Below are 17,632 nucleotides of genomic sequence, written 5' to 3'. Positions count from 1 at the left end.
GCATGAATAATTATACTGATGCGACACCCGACGCCACCGACTGGTTTCGCTATGCGCGTCAGGTCCAGAAACAACAGCTTTACCAGCTCACCCAGCTTGGCGTGCTGGCGGGAAAAATCAGCCATCTGACCCATATGTTGCAGTGCGAACGCGGCGCATCGAATATCTGGCTGTGTTCAAAAGGGCAGCTTTACGCGCTGGAATGTCGTGCCAGCAGCGCCCTTGCCGATGAGAACATCACCCCGTTTTTACCGTTACTCGCCACGCTCAGGCCACTTGCCAGTAGCGCATTATGCCACCGTATTGCCGCCGCTGTTGGGTGTCTGGAACAACTTCCACAGTTACGCGAACAAATAAAAACCCAGCGTATTACGGCAGAACAGGCGATGGCGCAGTTCAGCCGTACCATTAGCCATCTGCTGAGCATTATTCCGCAGCTTAACGACAGCGTTGATGATCCCAGAATCGTTAAACATCTGGTGGCCCTCTACAGTTTTATGCAGGGAAAAGAGCTGGTAGGGCAAGAGCGCGCGCTGGGGGCGATTGGGTTTACCCAGGCGGCATTTAGCGATGCATTGCGCCAGTCGCTGGTGGACCGCATTGATGGTCAGCAACCCTGTTTTGAAGCCTTCCTGTCGCTTGCGGCGCCTGATGTCAGTGCGATATTTGCCCGCGAATGTACTGCCGGGCTGGAGATTGAACAGCTCCGTCGCCAGGCCTGCACCCGCGTGCCCCCCGCAGACGGCGGCGAAGGGGCGCTACGCTGGTTCGCACTGCAAACCCAGAGGCTGGAACATCTGCGTGCGCTGGAAGAGTTGCTGATCAATGAACTGATGCACACGACAGCGACCATGCTGGAGGAAGACGACGACGTTAATGTCAGTAGCTGGATTGAGGAAACGACGAGCGACCGCCTTTCCGCGCGGCTCGACAAACAGCTCTTACCCCTGGTGCGCCAGCAAGCCCGTGAACTGGAGCAGCTTAGTGCGCAACTGGCCTCATTACAGGATTCCATGGAGGAACGCACGCTGATTGATAAAGCGAAAAATATCCTGATGAATCACCAGAACATGAGCGAAGAGCAGGCCTGGCAATGTCTGCGCAAAATGGCTATGGACAAGAATCAGCGCATGGTTGAAATCGCCCGCGCGCTGCTCACTGTACGGGCATTATGGCCTCTAACACCTAAGGAGTAGTTGCACATTCTGCGGGCATTCCCTGCACATGTGCAGTGCGAAAACATCCTGAAAACAGATGAAAAGCACGAAAAACAGCGGCTTGTAACCTGGCATAGTGGTTGCATTGTTAAGTGTGTAAATGAATACATTTGTGGCGGGGAACCAACGGCGGTTCACTGACCATACGGATAAAGGCGTCCATTGGTGCGAAAGCATCGACGGGCGCTTTTTTTTTGCTTCGGGAGTGGGTATGGGCGATTCATCGGTTTTACTAACGCGCAGGCGTTTTCTACAGGCAGGAGCAGCACTGGGCGGTGCGATGCTGATGCCCGGCCTGATGCAGTCCGCGTGGGCGGCAGGTTCCGACAAACCGGAACTGACTACTGTTCGTGTCGGGTTTATTCCGCTGACCGATTGCGCGCCGCTGGTCATTGCTGCCCTGAAAGGGTTCGATAAAAAGTACGGCATCACCCTGGTGCCAACCAAAGAGGCCAGTTGGGCGGCGGTGCGCGACAAACTGGTCTCCGGCGAACTGGACGCCGCGCACGTGCTTTATGGCTTGCTGTACGGGCTGGAACTCGGGATCGCCGGGAAAACCCAGTCGATGGCCAACCTGATGACCCTTAACCAGAACGGTCAGGGGATCACCCTTTCCAGCGACCTGCTGGATAAAGGCGTCACCGATGGCGAGAGCCTGAAAAAACTGATTGGGCAGAGCGCCCCCGGAACATACACCTTTGCCCATACCTTCCCGACCGGCACTCACGCCATGTGGCTCTATTACTGGCTGGCGAGTGCGGGCATCAACCCCTTTACCGACATTCGCACGGTGGTCGTGCCGCCGCCGCAAATGGTGATGAACATGCGGATCGGCAACATGGTTGGTTTTTGCGTGGGTGAACCGTGGAACGCCCGCGCCATTAATGACCGCATCGGATTTACCGCTGCGACCAGCCAGTCCGTGTGGCCGGATCATCCGGAAAAAATTCTCGGCACGCGCAGCGCCTGGGTCGAACAAAACCCACACACCGCCCGTGCGCTGGTCTGTGCGGTGATGGAGGCGTCCCGCTGGATTGATGCTTCCGATGATAACCGCCGGGAAACCGCCCGCATCCTCGCGCGTCGGGCGTGGCTTAACACCAAAGAGCAGTATCTGACCGGGCGCATGCTCGGTGAATACGACAACGGTGCGGGCAAGCGCTGGCAGGACGCGCACGCTATCCGCTTTTTCAATGACGGCCAGGTGAGCTACCCATGGCACTCCGACGGCATGTGGTTTTTAACCCAGTTTCGCCGCTGGGGGCTGCTGAAAAGCGCACCGGATTATGCCGCCATCGCCGGGCGCATTAACCGTATCGATATCTGGAAAGATGCCGCCACGGCTATCGGGGGCATTACGCCGCCTGCGCAGACCATGCGAACCAGCACACTGATGGATGGCACGCGCTGGGACGGTACCGACCCGGAGCAATACGCCAGACGCTTCGACATTCAACGAACAGGGGCCTGATATGAAACATCAACAGAACACACAGCGCGTTACGCCGCCGTCCATAGCTGGCGAAGTGATTACGCTGCCTCCGGTAAAAGTCCGTACCCGTAAGCCGGCCTTGTCGCGTAAAACTCGCGCGGTAGCCGAACGTGTTGTTCCCGCGCTGCTGGGGCTTGGGCTGCTGCTTATCGCCTGGGAACTGGCGGCAATCAACAGCAAAGGCTTTCCCACACCGCTCAGTACGCTGGATTCGGCAATGACGCTGTTTGCCGACCCGTTCTATCGGGGTGGGCCGAATGACATGGGGATCGGCTGGAACGTACTGGCTTCATTGCAGCGCGTCGCCATCGGTTTTGGTCTGGCGGCGCTGGTGGGGATCCCGCTGGGTTTTATGATTGGCCGCTTTATCTTTCTGGCGCGGATGTTCAACCCGCTGATTGCACTGCTGCGCCCGGTCAGCCCACTGGCATGGTTACCGATTGGCCTGCTGCTTTTCCAGAAAGCGGAACCGGCATCAAGCTGGACCATTTTCATCTGTTCTATCTGGCCGATGGTGATTAATACCGCCGAAGGGGTGCGCCGCATTCCGCAAGATTACCTCAACGTGGCCCGCGTTCTGCAGTTGTCCGAATGGACGGTCATGCGCCGCATTTTGTTCCCGGCGGTGTTGCCCGCCGTGCTCACCGGCGTCCGATTGTCGATCGGCATCGCCTGGCTGGTGATTGTCGCCGCGGAAATGCTCACCGGCGGCTTGGGGATCGGTTTTTGGATCTGGAACGAATGGAACAATCTCAATGTGGAAAACATTTTAATCGCCATTGTCATCATCGGTGTGGTCGGTCTGCTGCTGGAGCAGGGGCTGATGCTGGTGGCACGTCGCTTTAGCTGGCAGGAGAAATAAGATGAGCAAAAAAACCATTATCCAGGTGCAGGCGGTGAGCCAGCGCTTTTCGACCGCGGGCGGTGAGTTTGTGGCGTTGCAAAATGTCTCATTCGATATTCATGAAGGGGAAACGGTCAGCCTGATTGGTCATTCGGGCTGTGGGAAATCGACCTTACTGAATTTGATTGCCGGTATCACGCTCCCAACCGAAGGCGGTTTGCTGTGCGATAACCGTGAGATAGCGGGGCCTGGCCCCGAGCGCGCGGTCGTGTTCCAGAACCACTCTTTATTACCGTGGCTGACCTGTTTTGACAACGTGGCGCTGGCGGTGGATCAGGTGTTCCGTCGCACCATGCACAAAGCGGAGCGCCGCGAGTGGATTGAGCACAATCTGGAGCGGGTACAAATGGGCCACGCGCTGCACAAACGTCCGGGGGAGATCTCCGGCGGGATGAAGCAACGTGTCGGCATTGCCCGTGCTCTTGCCATGAAACCCAAAGTGCTGCTGATGGATGAACCTTTTGGCGCGCTCGATGCGTTAACCCGCGCCCACCTGCAGGATGCGGTCATGCAGATCCAGCAGTCGCTGAACACCACCATTGTGCTGATCACCCATGATGTGGACGAGGCGGTGCTGCTTTCTGACCGGGTACTGATGATGACCAACGGCCCGGCGGCAACCGTCGGTGAAATCCTTGACGTCAATCTGCCGCGTCCGCGTAACCGGGTGCAACTGGCTGATGACAGCCGTTATCACCACCTGCGCCAGCAGATCCTCCATTTCCTCTATGAAAAACAGCCGAAAGCGGCCTGAGGTGAGTGAGATGACCCTGCGACTGTTAATCATTGGCAACGGCATGGCGGCCACCCGCCTTGTCGAAAAACTCAGCGAATCGGCTGCCGACCGCTATGCCATCACGATGATTGGCGACGAGCCGGGCCATGCCTATAACCGCATCCAGTTATCACCGGTGCTGGGTGCAGAAAAAGCGTTCAGCGACACCGTCCTGCATGACGCGCAGTGGTACAAAGCGCGCGGCATCAGAGTACTGACGGGGGAGACGGTCACCCAGGTTGATGTGTCGGCGCGTCGGGTCATTACCACCCAACGCGAGTTGACCTGGGATGAACTGGTGTTTGCCACCGGATCGACGCCCTTTATCCCGCCCGTACCGGGCCACGACTTACCGCATGTCCATGGCTTTCGCCGTATCAGCGATGTGCAGGCCATTCTGGCAGGCAGTGGGCCGGTGGTTGTCCTCGGCGGTGGCGTATTGGGGGTTGAAGCGGCTGCGGCGCTGCGCCGTCATGGTGACAACGTCACGTTGGTGAACCGCGGCGAATGGCTTATGGAGCAGCAGCTTGACGCACAGGCCGGGGGGCTGCTGGCAGCGCATCTGCGTGAGCGCGGCATTGACTGCGAACTCTCTGCCAGCATCCGCTGTATTACACCCGATAGCGTCACGCTGACCAACGGCCGCGTTTTGTCGGCAGGTCGCGTGGTAATGACCACCGGCGTGCGCCCCGCGATAACCCTTGCCCAGGCCAGCGGTATTCCCTGTGCCCGTGGCATCGTGGTGGACGGGCAGTTGCGCAGTGCGGTCGCCGGGGTGAGCGCCCTCGGTGAATGCTGTGAAATTGCCGGACAAACCTGGGGGCTGGTGGCCCCTTGTTTGCAGCAGGCGGAGATTCTCGCTGCGCGTCTGCTCGGCACGCCTGAGGCAGACTTTCACTGGCAGGCGGGCGGGTTGCGACTGAAAGTGACCGGCATCGACCTGTTCAGTGCCGGGGACGTGCAGGCGCGTGATGGCGATGACATCTGGACCAGCCTCGATCCCCTCAGCGGCCATTACCGTCGCCTGCTGGTGCGGGAAAACAGACTGTGCGGCGTACTGCTGCTGGGCGATTGTGCCAGTGCGGCAGCACTCACCGAACGATTAAATACGCCGGAACCGCCGCAGGCGGGCTGGCTTTTTGACAGCTTTACAGCGCAGCCAGCGGCTGCCGGGATCCCAAAGATGACAAAACCTACTCTGGTTGTGGTTGGACACGGTATGGTCGGCCACCATTTTTTAGAACAGTGCGTGAGCCGCAACTTGCATCAGGCCTATCACATCGTGGTATTCGGCGCGGAGCGTTATGCCGCCTACGATCGCGTGCATTTATCCGAGTACTTTGCCGGACGCAGCGCGCAGTCGCTCTCCATGGTCGAGGGGGATTTTTTCGACCAGTACGGCATTGAGCTGCGTCTCAACCAGACCATCACTGATATCGACCGCGCGTTACAGGTGGTGCGGGATGCCCAGGGGCATGAAACGCGCTGGGATAAACTGGTGCTGGCGACCGGTTCATACCCGTTTGTGCCACCGGTTCCGGGGCATGATGCCCGTGGCTGTTTTGTCTATCGCACCCTGGATGACCTGGATGAGATTGCCGCGCGTGCGAAAAACGCCACGCGTGGCGTCGTGATTGGCGGCGGGCTGCTGGGGCTGGAAGCGGCGAATGCGTTAAAACAACTGGGGCTGGAAACCCACGTGGTGGAGTTCGCCCCGGCGCTGATGGCCGTTCAGTTGGATGAACAGGGCGGCGCTATGCTGCGCAAGAAAATCACCGCGCTGGGGGTGCAGGTTCATACCAGCAAGGCGACCCGGGAAATCGTGGCGAATGGCGACACGCTCACCCTCAACTTTGCCGATGGTGAGAGCCTGACGACCGACATGGTGGTGTTCTCCGCCGGCATTCGCCCACAGGATGCGCTTGCCCGCAGCGGGGCGTTGGACCTGGGGGAACGCGGCGGGATCACCATTAATGAACAGTGCCAGACCTCGGATGAAAACATCTTCGCCATTGGCGAATGTGCGGTGTGGGAGGGCAAAGTCTATGGTCTGGTGGCGCCGGGATATCAGATGGCGCGTGTAGTGGCGGCTCATCTCAGCGGCGAAGCGGCGGCGTTTACCGGTGCGGATATGAGCACAAAGCTGAAATTGCTTGGCGTTGATGTGGCGTCGTTCGGCGATGCCCACGGGCGCACACCCGGCTGCCTGAGTTATCAGTGGACCGACGGCCCGGCGCAAATCTATAAAAAAATCGTGGTCAGTGAAGATGGCAAACAACTGCTCGGCGGCGTACTGGTGGGGGAAGCCAGCGACTATGCGACGCTGCTGCAAACCATGCTCAACGGGCTGGCGCTGCCAGCACAACCGGAAAGCCTGATCCTGCCTGCGCTTGCTGGCAGTGCGCCAAAAGCGCTCGGCGTGGCGGCCTTGCCGGACAGCGCGCAGATTTGTTCCTGTCATAACGTCAGCAAAGGCGATATTTGCCAGGCGGTCAGCGCGGGCGCCAGCGACATGGGGGCCATCAAAAGTTGTACCAAAGCGGCCACCGGTTGCGGCGGTTGCAGCGCGCTGGTCAAACAGGTCATGGAACACCAACTGGCGTCGCAGGGCGTGGAAGTGAAAAAAGACATCTGCGAACACTTCCCGTACTCGCGCCAGGAGATCCACCATCTGGTGCGCGTCAACCATATCCGTACTTTCGCACAGTTAATCAGCCGTTATGGTCACGGGCAGGGCTGCGAGGTGTGTAAGCCGCTGGTCGGGTCGATTCTGGCCTCCTGCTGGAATGAGTATCTGCTCAAACCGGCGCACCTGCCGCTGCAGGATACCAATGACCGTTATTTTGCCAACATTCAGAAAGACGGGACCTATTCCATCGTGCCGCGGATGCCCGCCGGGGAGGTCACGCCGGATGGTCTGATTGCCATCGGGCAGATCGCCAAACGCTATCAGCTTTATAGCAAAGTCACCGGCGGCCAGCGTATCGATCTCTTTGGCGCCCGTCTGGAGCAGCTTCCGGCCATCTGGCAGGAGCTGGTCGATGCCGGGTTTGAAACCGGGCACGCCTACGGCAAGTCATTGCGCACGGTGAAATCCTGCGTTGGTTCGACCTGGTGCCGCTATGGTGTGCAGGACTCCACCGGGCTGGCGGTCACCCTGGAGCATCGATACAAAGGGCTGCGTGCGCCGCATAAGATAAAAATGGCGGTGTCCGGCTGTACCCGCGAGTGTGCGGAAGCGCAGGGGAAAGATGTGGGGGTGATCGCCACGGAGAAAGGCTGGAATCTCTATGTGTGCGGTAACGGTGGCATGAAGCCACGTCATGCGGATCTGTTTGCCAGCGATTTAGATGAGGCCACGCTGATCCGCACCGTTGACCGTTTTTTGATGTTCTACATCCGCACGGCTGACCGCCTGCAACGTACCAGCACCTGGCTGGATAACCTGGAGGGCGGCATCGACTATTTGCGCGATGTTATCCTGAATGACAGCCTGGAGATTGCCACTGAGCTGGAAGAAGAGATGGCGCGGGTGGTGGACAGCTATCAGTGTGAGTGGCAGACCACGCTTAACGATCCTGACCGTCTGGCGCTGTTCCGCTCGTTTGTTAATAGCGACGTGCCGGACGAAACCGTTCACCGCGAGGTTGTCCGTGACCAGCCGCAACTGGCGGCGGCACCGGAGCAGTCAGAAGGGCAACTGCCGTGGCGGCCATGGCAGGTTATCTGCGACATCGCCGCGATACCTGAACAGGCGGGGATTGGCGCACGGCTGGGTGAGCGGCAAATCGCACTGTTCCGCTTTGGCGAAACCATCTATGCGCTCGATAACCACGAACCGGGCAGCCACGCCCAGGTCCTGTCGCGCGGGATCTTAGGCGACACGAACGGTGAACCGCTGGTGATTTCGCCGCTCTACAAGCAGCGTATTCGTCTGCGTGACGGCTGCTATGCGGAAAGCGGTGAACCGGCGGTCCGCGCCTGGCCGGTTAAAATTGAAGGTGGCAAAGTGTGGGTCGGCAACCAGGTCCTGTTGATGCGCGCGGAGGCATCATGAGTACCCGCACCACCTGCCCGTATTGCGGTGTGGGCTGCGGCGTGGTTGCGACCGTCACTGACGATGGGGTGAGCGTGGCGGGTGACCGCGCGCACCCGGCAAACGCCGGTCGGCTGTGCGTGAAAGGGGCGGCGCTGGGGGAAACCACCAGGTTAGCGGGGCGGCTTCTGGCTCCGCAGGTGGATGAGCAGACGGTAAGCTGGCAGGCGGCGCTGGATGCTGCCGGGGAACGCCTGAACGCCATCATCAGCGAATTTGGTCCGCAGGCGGTGGCGTTTTATGCCTCCGGGCAGTTGCTCACCGAAGATTACTATGCCGCCAACAAGCTGATGAAAGGCTTTATCGGCGCGGCAAATATCGACACCAATTCACGGTTGTGCATGTCATCTGCCGTTACAGGCTACAAGCGGGCCTTTGGTGCAGATGTTGTGCCGTGCAGCTATGAAGATATCGAAAAGAGCGATCTGCTGGTGCTGGTGGGATCGAATGCCGCCTGGACCCATCCGGTGCTCTACCAGCGCATTGTGCAGGCAAAGCATGATAACCCGGCGTTAAAAGTGGTGGTCGTTGACCCGCGCGTCACCGCCACCTGTGATATTGCCGACCTCCATCTGCCGCTAGCGCCGGGGAGCGACGCCGGGCTGTTTGTCGGCCTGCTGAATATGATTGCGAAGGAAAATCAAACACTTGTCGATTTTGATGACAGCGAGGCCGCACTGGCTGCCGCGCGTGTGTGGACGCCGGAGGTGGTCGCGTCATTCTGTAATTTGTCGCGTGACGTTGTCACAACGTTTTATGACTGGTTTATTACCGCGCCACGGGCGATGACGTTGTTCACCATGGGAATTAACCAGTCATCGAGCGGCAGCGATAAGTGTAATGCCATCATGAATGTGCATCTGGCCAGCGGCAAATTTGCCCGTCCGGGATGCGGCCCGTTTTCGCTGACCGGGCAACCGAATGCCATGGGCGGGCGCGAAGTGGGCGGTCTGGCGACACAACTGGCGGCACACATGAATTTTGAAGCGGCGGACCTTGCCCGGCTGGCACGTTTCTGGGGGACGGAGCGGCTGGCGCAAACGCCGGGACTGATGGCGGTGGAGCTGTTTGAGGCCATCGGGCGTGGCGAGGTGAAAGCGGTGTGGATAATGGGTACCAATCCGGCGGTTTCGCTGCCGGACAGCCATGCGGTGTGCCGCGCACTGGCGGCCTGTCCGCTGGTGATTGTCTCTGAGGTGGTGGCGCAGACTGACACCAGCCGCTACGCTCATATCCGTTTTCCGGCGCTGGCCTGGGGGGAGAAAAATGGCACAGTGACCAATTCCGAGCGACGCATCTCACGCCAGCGACCCTTTTTACCCCCGCCGGGCGAGGCAAAAGCTGACTGGTGGATAATCTCACAGGTCGCGCAGCGCCTCGGCTTTGGCTCCGCGTTTGCCTGGCAGCATCCTCATGAGGTGTTTTCTGAACATGCGGCGCTCTCGGGTTTTGAAAACAACGGTACGCGGGCGTTTGATATCAGTGAACTGGCCGGGTTAACGCGCGAACAGTGGGACAGACTGGAACCCTACCAGTGGAGCGTGACCCCGGCGGCATTACAACGCGGCTGGCGGCCTTCCGGGCGTTTACGCATCGTACCTGTATCGCCCGCACGCGCAGTGGCGCAACCGACGGCGCACTATCCACTTTTACTTAACACCGGGCGGATCCGCGATCAGTGGCATACGATGACCCGCACTGGCACCGTTGCGCGGTTGATGCAGCACATTGCCGAACCCGTGGTGGATATTTCCCCGGCGGATGCTGCCCGTTTTGCACTCAGTGAGGGAGACCTCGCACATATAAGCTCTCCCCGCGGCGTTATGGTGGCTCGAGCGCGTATTCAGCACGGTCAGCGGGAAGGTGAACTGTTTACACCGATGCACTGGAACCACGCCTTTGCGCGGCAGGGGAAGGTTAACGCACTGGTGGCCCCGGTGTGCGACCCGCATTCCGGGCAGCCGGAGAGCAAACAAACGGCGGTGCGCATCGCCGCCTGGCAGCCAGACTGGCAGGGCGAATTCTATGCGCGTGAAATGCCGCCGCTCCCCGCCAATCTCTACTGGGTGCGCAAAGCGACGGATAGCGTTTTGCATTTCACCCTGGCGGGCAATGGCGATGCGTCGGCATGGCTGACGGCATGGTGTCAGATGCAAGATTGGCAGATACAGACTGTTCGTGCCGGTACGGTGAAAAATCTGCTGGCTTGGCATCACGGGCAATTGATGCTGGGGTGGTGGAGTGATACGCGGCTTCCGGTTATTGCACATGATGTCATTGTGCAGGCATTTATCACCGCGCCGGCAACGGCGCAGGCGCGGCATAGCCTGTTAGCCGGGCAGTCACCGTCCAGCTTACCTGTGCCGGGGCGCACGGTCTGTAGCTGTTACAGCGTGGGGGAAAATGCGATTCGCGCCGCGATTGCCAAAGGGTGCGACAGTACCGCAGCGCTGGGGAATGTCCTGCGCTGCGGCACAAACTGTGGCTCCTGTCTGCCGGAATTAAAAGCGCTACTGTCCGAAGCGGCCAATTAAACCTGCCGCGCCCAGGGTGTGGCCTTTGAGTTTGGCAAACAACTCGTCCCGGGTTAATCCTTTGGGGAGATCCGGGGCGAGGCTGGTGGCAATCAGGGTAAAGGTGTAGTGGTGTGCGCCGCTACCCGGTGGAGGGCAAGGACCATACCACTGCACGGTGCCGGGGGTATTTTTACCGCCGGTATAGCCTTTGCCGTCACGCAGATCATTTTCGGCAAAACCGGTGCCGGAAGGGGGAATGTTGTAGGCCACCAGATGGGTAACGCCAAGGCCCATCGCCCCTTCAGGGTCATGTACGACCAGGGCGAAACTTTGCGTTTTTGCAGGCGGATTGTTCCACACCAGTGCCGGGGAAATATTCTCTCCCGTGCAGTTAGGATTGCTGGTGGCGTTGCCCGCGAATCTTTTCTCCATCAGCGCGTTATCGCCAAAAGCAGGGGATTGCAGTTGGAAAATGTCGGTGGCGCTGGCCGACACGGCATACAACAAAATGGAACTGCACATGGCCCATCGTAGTGTCTGAGTCATTCGCTTTTTCTCAGTTATCAGCATTCAGTTAACTGTAGTCTGGCGAAACGGGAAGGATTAAGGATTTTCCTGAAATTTGCGCAAAAGCTGAAATTGTCGGGCAAAGCCGCTAACCTGAACGACTGGCGATCATTTCCAGCCCGGAGCGACCCCCTACAAACGTGATGCACTGGTTTTCCTCTTCCCCAATACTGCTTTTATTCTTGCCGCTGGCGGGAAGCGCGGTCAGTGGCGTACAGACCGCCCCGCAATCCTGGTATGTTCAGCAGGCTCAACATCCGTTTGATAATGATGGTGATTCTCTGCCCGATCTCGGTATGACGCCCGACAAAGGCAGCAGTGAAAAACATCTGGCCGAAATGGCGAAAGCCTTTGGCGAAGCCAGCATGACAGACAACGGGCTGGATGCCGGGGCACAGGCGCGCCAGTTCGCCTTTGGTCAGTTGCGTGATGTGGTGAGCGATGAGGTAAACCAGCAGGTAGAGTCCTGGCTGTCGCCCTGGGGCAAAGCGACCATCGATGTCAAAGTTGATGACAAAGGGGGCTTTAACGGCAGCCACGGCGACTGGTTTGTCCCTTTGCAGGATACGTCCCGTTATCTCAGTTGGAGCCAGCTTGGTCTGACCCAGCAGGATGAGGGGCTGGTCGGTAACGTGGGTATCGGGCAGCGCTGGATTTCCGGTGACTGGCTGCTGGGGTATAACACCTTCTACGACAACCTGCTCGATGAAAACCTGGCCCGTACCGGACTGGGGGCTGAGGTGTGGGGACAGTCGCTGCGTTTTTCCGCCAATTACTATCAACCGCTCACCGACTGGACGTATCGTTCGGCAACGCTCCAGCAGCGTATGGCGCGCGGCTATGACATTACCGCTCAGGCGCGTTTACCTTTCTGGCAGCAACTCGATACCAGTGTCAGTCTGGAACAATACTTTGGTGAGAGCGTGGATTTATTCGACTCCGGGACGGGGTATCGTAATCCGCTGGCGGTAAAAGTGGGGCTGGATTACACCCCCGTACCGCTGGTAACGCTCTCGGCGCACCATAAACAGGGAGAGAACGGCGAAAGTCAGAACGATTTAGGCCTGAAACTGAATTATCGGTTTGGGGTTCCTCTCTGGAAACAGCTTTCCGCCAGCCAACTGGGAGAGGAGGCCTCTTTGCGCGGCAGCCGTTACGATAATCCGGTGCGTGATACGGTGCCGGTATACGAATATCGCCAGCGCAAGACACTCTCAGTATTTCTCGCCACACCGCCCTGGGATTTACAGCCTGGCGAAACGGTGGCACTCAAACTGGATATCCGCAGCACGCACGGGATACGTGAGTTACGCTGGCAGGGTGATACTCAACAGCTTAGCCTGACGCCGCCTGCTCACCCCAGCAGTACGGAAGGCTGGTCGATCATTATGCCGAAGTGGGATAACAGTGAAGGGGCGACCAACGAGTGGCATCTGTCGGTGATTGCCGAAGATGAAAAAGGTCAGCGCGTCTCATCCAATGAGATTGTGCTGACACTGACGCCACCGCTGGTTGACACCTCTGACGCGACGCCGCGCTGGGAGCTGATGGCGCCTGACAATTAGAAAATGCGTTCCTGATGAACCCAGACCGCTGCTTCCACGCGGGATTTCAGGCGCATTTTTTTCAGCATATGTTTCACGTGCACTTTTACCGTACTCTCGGTGATGTCGAGGCGACGGGCAATCATCTTATTCGGCAGACCCTGCGCGATAAGCTTAAGAATGTCGCGTTCGCGCGGTGTTAACTGGCTGATATCGCGATCCGAGGTTGCACGGTTGGCGCGCAGGCTGGCAGCCAGCACGGGGGTTAGCGCATCGCTCAGAACCATCTCACCCGCTGCGGCCTGCTGGAGGGCTTTGAGTAAATCTTCTGGCTCCATATCTTTAAGCAGATAGCCATCGGCGCCGCGTTTAAGGGCAGTGACAACATCCTCTTCGTGATTCGATACGCTAAAGACCACCACGCGACCCGACAGCGTTTTTTCACGCAGTTTATCGAGCGTTTCAAGGCCGTTCATCCCCGGCATATTCAGATCTAACAGAATCAGGTCCGGGTCCAGATCCTCTGCCAGTTCGATGCCTTGTTCGCCATTGCTGGCCTCGCCGACGACGGTGATTTCAGGCGACATGCTGATAAGTTGCTTGACGCCGGTACGCAACATCGGGTGATCATCGATGAGCAAAATGGTAGCCGGTTCCTGGTTAGTCATAGTTATCTCCTTGCACTGATGAGAGAAGATTTTCGGGAATAAACGTCACGGTCACATCGGTACCGCCGGACTCACGCCGTCGAACCTGGCAATCGCCACGTAAACTTTGCGCACGGTCGCGCATGATAATCAAGCCATAATGGTTTGTTCGCGCTGCGTTTTCCGGCACGCCACAGCCGTTGTCGCGAACTTGCAATATTACCCGTTTTTCCTGCTGGACGACCGAGACGATAACCTCAGTCGCGCCGGAATGTTTCAGCGAATTGCTTAAGGCTTCGCGGGCAATCTGCAATAAATGGATTGCCTGATGTGAGGGCACGAGACGCGCAGGGAGCTGGTAATCCAGCCTGACCTGAAAACCGAAGCGCGCGCTGTATTCCTGACAACTGGACTCCAGGGCCGGGCGCAGTCCAGGCTCTGTTAATTGTAAGCGGAATGTCGTCAACAGCTCACGCAACTGCGCCCATGAGGTATTGAGCTCGTTTCGTATTTGCCCCAGCAACTGCTGGCTACTTTCAGGCAGGTCGCCGCCCTGCATCTGCAAACAACTGACCTGCATCTTCATACAGGAGAGAGACTGGGCAATGGAGTCATGCAGTTCCCTGGCGATGGTGGCACGCTCTTCCATCACCATCATCTGCTGCAGATGTTCCTGATGACGGTCCAGCGCCAGCGTCGCGGTTAACTGCTCGACAAGCGTATCCACCAGTTGTTGCTGATCGTGGCTAAGATGTCTGCCGTGGGGGAGCTGCGCGAGTAGCAAACCATATTGTGTATGGTTGTCCGCCAGGCGCCATTTCAGGGTGGAACTGCCGCCAGCGGGAGCAGGCAGGATGCCGCGCGGACATAAATGGCACCCCCGATCATCACAGGTAATATCCGAATGGCAGGTGAATTCCTGGTGGTTTTTCTCATCTTCCATGTCGTAAACGCGCAGCTCAATATCATGCAGCAGCGTCAGGTTTTGCAGCCCGTGAAGCACCGGTGACAAACGTTCGCACAACGGAATACGCGAATGCAGACGATGGTTGGCCTGCCACAGGAAAGAGAGAATCTGGTTTTTTTGTTCAAGTCCGGCGGTTTTTTCCTGAACGCGCTGTTCAAGGACGGCATAACTTTCCGCCAGCTCTTCCGACATATTATTCAGGGCGGTACCGAGGGTTGCCATCTCATTGCGTCCGCTGATTTGTGCCCGCCGGGTAAAGTTACGCTGGCTGACCGCCTGGGCCATTTTCAGTAACTGTTCCCACGGCTGGAGCAGGCGGGCGCGAAGCCAGACAACGGTAAAGAGCAGCAGTAAGCCCAGCAAGATGGCCATCACCCGATGCAGGATCACCACGCGCGCCATGCGCTGTTCGGTGCTGTGATCGAAGGCGGTAACCAGCGTGTCGATTCGATTTACGTAGGTGGCTATTTTATCGGTGACAGCCTGAGGCTCCTGGGCCTGCTTAAGGGCTGGCGCGACCTCGTTGCGCCAGAAATGTTGCAGCGCCTCTAACTGCTCTTGCTGCCCGTCACGTTCGGCGACATCGGCCAGTTCAGAACTGAACGCCGTTTGCTCCATCTCTTTGAGTAATACGTCGTCTGCCGGGCGCAGTGGCACGCTTGCCAGCAGCCGATAACTTTGCATACGCAGCGAGCCCGCTTTGTTGATGGCGTGGGCACTGCCCTGAACGCCAAGCACCAGCCAGCCGGAAACCGCCATGCCCGCCACACCGATAACCGTCGACAGCAGCATTGTCAGTGCGACCTGGTTAACCAGGGAGAGCGGTGTAAAGAGGCGTTTAAGCATAGAGGGCAAGGCTCCGGCGCACGGAAATAAAGAGTGGTCGATATTGTCCGCCATACCCTGAGGTATACCCATACCTACAAAGAAGTACTCCTTTATCGTTGCCGGTATCCATAAAAGGAGTGGGTCTTTTTCATCGGGCGACAGGGTTGTGAAAAACCACACTTTTTTAAGAAAAACGATCTACTCACTAATGAGCATGGCTATTTTTTGCTCGTCGTTACGCACACTTTTCCTTTGATTTATATCAACTTACCTTGCGCTGTAAAAACTAATGTGGCCTCGTCAAATCAATAACCAGAGGTGTCTATGAGTCACTCTTCTACCCCCCAAAGGGCGTCAGGCCGAATTATTAGCGACTGGCGTCCGGACGATCCGCTTTTCTGGCAACGACAGGGGCACGGCATCGCCAGCCGTAACCTGTGGATTTCGGTTCCGTGTCTGTTGCTGGCGTTCTGTGTGTGGATGTTGTTTAGCGCCGTTGCCGTAAACCTGAATAAAGTTGGCTTTCAATTTTCGACTGACCAACTCTTTATGCTGACTGCTTTACCGTCCGTGTCGGGCGCACTGCTGCGCGTACCGTACTCTTTTATGGTCCCGGTATTCGGTGGCCGCCGCTGGACCGCGTTCAGTACCGGCATTCTGATCATTCCTTGCGTCTGGCTGGGCTTTGCGGTTGAAGATACCTCCACCCCATTTAGCACGTTCATCATCATTGCGCTGTTGTGTGGTTTTGCCGGAGCGAACTTTGCCTCCAGTATGGCGAACATCAGCTTTTTCTTTCCAAAAGAGAAGCAGGGGAGCGCGCTGGGGATTAACGGCGGTTTCGGTAACCTGGGTGTGAGCGTGATGCAGCTTCTGGCACCGCTGGCTATTTCGTTTTCGATGTTTGCTGTGTTTGGCGCAACGGGTGTGGCGCAGCCTGATGGCAGTATGATCTTCCTGGCGAATGCCGCATGGGTATGGGTGCCGTTGCTGGCCGTCTTTACTCTCGCCGCCTGGTTTGGCATGAACGAACTGACCGCCTCGAAAGCGTCACTGAAAGCGCAGTTGCCGGTGTTAAAGCGTAAGCATATGTGGATCATGAGCTTTCTCTATCTGGCAACCTTTGGTTCGTTTATTGGCTTCTCTGCCGGTTTCGCCATGCTGTCGAAGACCCAATTTCCGGACGTAGTCATCATGCATTACGCCTTTTTTGGCCCACTCATCGGCGCGCTCGCCCGTTCTGCGGGTGGGGCGCTGTCGGACCGGCTGGGGGGGACGCGTGTTACACTCGTGAACTTCATCCTGATGGCTATTTTTAGTGCCTTACTGTTCCTGACGCTGCCAACCAATGGCGTGGGCGGGAATTTTACCGCCTTCTTTGGCGTCTTCCTGATGCTGTTCCTGACGGCCGGGCTGGGCAGTGGCTCTACCTTCCAGATGATTTCAGTCAATTTCCGCAAGATGACGCTGGAACGGGTGAAAAACGCTGGCGGCAGTGAAGCCACGGCGCTGCGTGAGGCGGCAACCGAAACCGCTGCTGCACTGGGCTTTATTTCAGCTATTGGGGCGATTGGCGGCTTCTTTATCCCGAAAGCCTTCGGCACCTCGCTGGCGCTCACCGGTTCCCCGGCGGGCGCAATGAAAGTGTTCCTGGTGTTTTATATCGCCTGTGTGGTGATCACCTGGGCTATCTACGGACGGAATTCTAATAAAAAGTAAGTAAATGTTGATTATCCTTGCGCGGGCCTGGCTCGCGCTTTTTTTTGATCTGCCTTAGTTACAACATACTTTAAGAAGGAGTTACCCACGACAGCGAAAAACCCTCGTCTTCAGAGGGCTATACCCCTTAATACCTGCTTAGCGCATTTTTTCTCGCTTGCTGTCATTTTGGTTATTTATTTTCTTTATATATCAATAAATTAAATTTAAAACCATTCTACCCTTTTGGAGGTAGATAGTGATTTCCCTGCCTTTATGAAGCCCTTACAGCTTGATCGCCATCAATTCTTCTCGCCTTTCAGAGCGTTACTTTCGCCGCAAATGCTGTAACCCCTAATTTGTGCAATGTCGATTTATCAG

The 17,632-nt window shown here is 57.5% G+C and carries 11 protein-coding genes; 8 read left to right on the top strand and 3 right to left on the bottom strand.

Going from position 1 to position 17,632, the window contains the following annotated elements; translation table 11 throughout:
- The first annotated feature begins 2 nt into the window (after positions 1 to 2).
- From nasR to C5523_RS14665, 6 genes are all read left to right on the top strand, one after another.
- Positions 3 to 1,196, top strand: a complete 1,194-nt coding sequence (nasR, locus tag C5523_RS14690) for a nitrate regulatory protein NasR (protein WP_071194061.1) — start codon at positions 3 to 5, stop codon at positions 1,194 to 1,196.
- Positions 1,197 to 1,428: 232 nt separating this feature from the next.
- Positions 1,429 to 2,688: a CmpA/NrtA family ABC transporter substrate-binding protein gene (locus C5523_RS14685; RefSeq protein ID WP_071194062.1), complete on the top strand. Its 1,260-nt coding sequence runs from the start codon at positions 1,429 to 1,431 to the stop codon at positions 2,686 to 2,688.
- Between the two features lies 1 nt (position 2,689).
- Positions 2,690 to 3,571, top strand: a complete 882-nt coding sequence (ntrB, locus tag C5523_RS14680; RefSeq protein ID WP_071194063.1) for a nitrate ABC transporter permease — start codon at positions 2,690 to 2,692, stop codon at positions 3,569 to 3,571.
- A gap of 1 nt (position 3,572) precedes the next feature.
- Positions 3,573 to 4,367: an ABC transporter ATP-binding protein gene (locus tag C5523_RS14675; RefSeq protein ID WP_108701390.1), complete on the top strand. Its 795-nt coding sequence runs from the start codon at positions 3,573 to 3,575 to the stop codon at positions 4,365 to 4,367.
- A gap of 10 nt (positions 4,368 to 4,377) precedes the next feature.
- The gene (nirB, locus tag C5523_RS14670; protein ID WP_082027082.1) at positions 4,378 to 8,445 is read left to right on the top strand and encodes a nitrite reductase large subunit NirB; all 4,068 of its coding nucleotides are present in this window, start codon (positions 4,378 to 4,380) and stop codon (positions 8,443 to 8,445) included.
- A complete protein-coding gene (locus C5523_RS14665) occupies positions 8,442 to 11,018 on the top strand; it encodes a nitrate reductase (RefSeq protein WP_071194064.1) in 2,577 nt (858 codons plus the stop codon). The genes nirB and C5523_RS14665 overlap by 4 nt, the downstream gene beginning before the upstream one ends.
- Here C5523_RS14665 and C5523_RS14660 read toward each other — a convergent pair.
- A complete protein-coding gene (locus C5523_RS14660; RefSeq protein WP_039079180.1) occupies positions 10,995 to 11,546 on the bottom strand; it encodes a YbhB/YbcL family Raf kinase inhibitor-like protein in 552 nt (183 codons plus the stop codon). The two genes, C5523_RS14665 and C5523_RS14660, sit on opposite strands and share 24 nt — an antisense overlap.
- A 164-nt stretch (positions 11,547 to 11,710) precedes the next feature.
- Here C5523_RS14660 and C5523_RS14655 point away from each other — a divergent pair, with 164 nt between their 5' ends.
- Positions 11,711 to 13,132, top strand: a complete 1,422-nt coding sequence (locus tag C5523_RS14655; protein ID WP_071194065.1) for a YchO/YchP family invasin — start codon at positions 11,711 to 11,713, stop codon at positions 13,130 to 13,132.
- On the opposite strand, the gene narL is transcribed toward C5523_RS14655, so the two are convergent.
- Together narL and narX are read right to left on the bottom strand one after the other, a co-directional pair.
- A complete protein-coding gene (narL, locus tag C5523_RS14650; RefSeq protein ID WP_039079179.1) occupies positions 13,129 to 13,779 on the bottom strand; it encodes a two-component system response regulator NarL in 651 nt (216 codons plus the stop codon). The genes C5523_RS14655 and narL overlap by 4 nt on opposite strands.
- Complete coding sequence (narX, locus tag C5523_RS14645) at positions 13,772 to 15,571, bottom strand: nitrate/nitrite two-component system sensor histidine kinase NarX (protein ID WP_039079430.1); 1,800 nt, start codon at positions 15,569 to 15,571, stop codon at positions 13,772 to 13,774. The genes narL and narX overlap by 8 nt, the downstream gene beginning before the upstream one ends.
- A gap of 306 nt (positions 15,572 to 15,877) precedes the next feature.
- Between narX and C5523_RS14640 the strand changes: the two genes are divergently transcribed.
- Positions 15,878 to 17,272 carry a NarK family nitrate/nitrite MFS transporter gene (locus C5523_RS14640; protein WP_108701389.1) on the top strand — a complete coding sequence of 465 codons (1,395 nt, stop codon included), beginning with the start codon at positions 15,878 to 15,880 and terminating at the stop codon, positions 17,270 to 17,272.
- Positions 17,273 to 17,632 lie beyond the last annotated feature (360 nt).

This window comes from Phytobacter sp. SCO41 (genome assembly GCF_003073275.1).
Lineage (GTDB): Bacteria > Pseudomonadota > Gammaproteobacteria > Enterobacterales > Enterobacteriaceae > Phytobacter > Phytobacter diazotrophicus.
This window is presented reverse-complemented; position numbering and strand designations above follow the sequence as displayed.